2 protein-coding genes are annotated in these 2,433 nt (G+C 66.5%); one reads left to right on the top strand and one right to left on the bottom strand.

Annotated elements, in window-relative coordinates; translation table 11 throughout:
• Positions 1-681: 681 nt before the first annotated feature.
• Positions 682-924: a hypothetical protein gene (locus tag OXF11_07100; GenBank protein ID MCY4486869.1), complete on the top strand. Its 243-nt coding sequence runs from the start codon at positions 682-684 to the stop codon at positions 922-924.
• A gap of 83 nt (positions 925-1,007) precedes the next feature.
• Here OXF11_07100 and OXF11_07095 read toward each other — a convergent pair whose 3' ends face one another.
• Positions 1,008-2,009: an integrase family protein gene (locus OXF11_07095; GenBank protein ID MCY4486868.1), complete on the bottom strand. Its 1,002-nt coding sequence runs from the start codon at positions 2,007-2,009 to the stop codon at positions 1,008-1,010.
• Between the last annotated feature and the right edge of the window lie 424 nt (positions 2,010-2,433).

Below are 2,433 nucleotides of genomic sequence, written 5' to 3'. Positions count from 1 at the left end.
TGGGCCGCTGGGCCGCTGGGCCGCTGGGCCGCTGGGCCGCTGGGAGTGTAGGGGCCTGACACGACCGTGTCAAGCTCAGGGGCATCGACGGGGCAAGAGCGCCCGGGCCTGAGGGCGGAACCGCCTCAGGAGCCGTTCCCGATACCCGGTCCGCGCCGGCGGACCGCACGCTTCTTCCAGAAACTCCAGTCATAGCGCCCTCCCGGACGGTCGGAGTGGGACACGGACGTTGGCTTGTTCCTCGTTGCGTTCTCGAACCGGTCCCCCGAAAGCATAAGCAATGTACCGTCGCTCTTATAACATGACAGTGCATATTAACCGTGTTAATAATGATGAATTGCATACTATTCACGTGTTCGCCTCGGCTGTGACACTGTGACAAAATCGCCAAATCGGCGTTCCAAGGGGCGGCGGCACGGCAGGTGGTTTCGCGCGCCGTTCTGCACGAGGCAGTAGACGGCGCCCGGGCCCTCGCCGGGGCCGGCTGCGGCGTCATTGCCACCGTTGACGAGCCGGGGCGGCACCAGGACTTCGCCGCCTCCGGCTTCACTGAGGAAGAATTGCTGCAATTGGCCAGGGTCCGGTCCGTTCCGCGGACGGCACGGTGGAGTCGGCGGTGGTGACCTTACAGGACCTTGCGCTGCTGGAGGAACTGGCGCGGCTGAACATCGTGAGTCACGCGTGGCCCGCTACCTGCCGGCCCCGGACCGCTGGCGCGGCAAGGTGTTCGGCGGCAACCGGGCGGCAATTCCCGAGGGAAAACCGCTGGCGCGGTTGACCTACAACCCGCGCTTCCGGGAACCGCTCGATCGGATCGACGAGTTCATCGCCCGCGAACTCGTTCCGAGCTTCGCGCCGCCGAGGCCGGGTGAGACCCGATCGAGACGGCCCGGGGATGCCACCGTCGAGGTGACGACGCCTTGATCGAATCCCGCGCCAGGTGCGCGTACCGCGACGTCGTGTCGATCTTGTTGTGGCCCAGAAGCTTCCCGATCATCGACAGGCTCTCACCCAAGGCCAAAGCCCTGCTGGCAAAGCTGTGCCGCAGGGTCGTGAAGCCGCACCTCCGGAAGCTCCGCCTCCTCACGCACACGCTCCCAGTAGTGGTTCAGGTCCGACAGATGACGGCCCCGCTTCGTGCCCGGGATCACCCACGGATTGCCCCCGATCCGTGGCAACTCCCCGAACACCCGCGCCGCCGCGGGCGACAGCGGAACCAGCCGCGCCCCGCTCTTCGAGTCCCGCAGCCGAAGCTCCCCGGCCTCCAGGTCCACCTCGCTCCATTGAAGCTCCACGATCTCGTTCCGCCGGCACCCCGTCAGCATCAGCAGACGAATCGCCGCCGCAGGGTACACCGGCAACCGCCCCTCCGCCTCCATCCCGCTCAACACCTCCCCCAATCGCCGAAACTCCGCGTCCGTCAGAAACCGCTCGCGTTTCCGCTCCCGGTACTTCCGCACGAACCTGCACGGATTGCCCCCCGTCCGAAGCTTCCACTCCTCCGCCAGATTGAACAGCTTCATCCCGATCTCCAGCGCGCGGTTCGCCTGATACGGAATCTCCCGAAGCTCCAGGTGCAGCTCCGCCATGTGCTCCCGCTCCACTTCCTCCACCGCCATTTGCCCGTACGCCGGCACGATGAAACGCTCCACCACGCTCCGGTACATCTTCTGCGTGCTCCCCTTGCACCGAACCTCCACGTGCTCCTTCAGATACCGCGCCGCAAGCCCCGCCACCGTCCCCGGAGCCTTCTCCACAGGTTCCCGCCCGCTCTTCATCCGCGAGATCGCCAGCGCCGCCTCCCGCCGCACCCCGTCCGCCGTCAGAACCCCGTGCCGCCCCAGCGTCACACGCCGCGACTTCCCCCGGTGACGCGTCTGCACCACGTACACCTTCGACCCCGACGGGTATACCCTTACCCCGAACCCCCGAAGCTCGCGGTCCCGGAAGATAGTGTCCTTCTCCACCTTGAGCGGCTCGAAGGTCTGTAGCACCTGGTCCCGATCCATGCCGCGAACATGCCTGCGCCCGCGGATCAAGGCTCCATGTTGCCCGGTTCTACGGGCGGGAGTAGTGTTTCCGATACGGAGGCGCCCGGATATCGCCCCACCTGACACATGGATGCTTCGCTCCGGCCCTTCCCGGTGATCCGCCGGCCGCCGCCACGGAAGAGACTGCCATGGCCGGACGCAGCGTCTGTCCCGTGAACGAGACCGGCATCAACCGATATCCCAACGCGCCGGCACCGCTGCCCGCATGACGCTCACTGTGCAGGTTTCGGACGGCGCCGAACCTGGCGAACGTCAAACGACTGCACGGAAAATCCGCCAGCCGGCCGACCGTTGCGGTCGAGTCGCCTGCCGTGCTCTGTTTGCCTGGAAAGACCCTGGCGCCGAGGAGCAACGCATCATGACCGACAACACGACCCCCAGC

Source organism: Deltaproteobacteria bacterium (assembly GCA_026712905.1).
Lineage (GTDB): Bacteria > Desulfobacterota > Binatia > UBA9968 > JAJDTQ01 > JAJDTQ01.
This window is presented reverse-complemented; position numbering and strand designations above follow the sequence as displayed.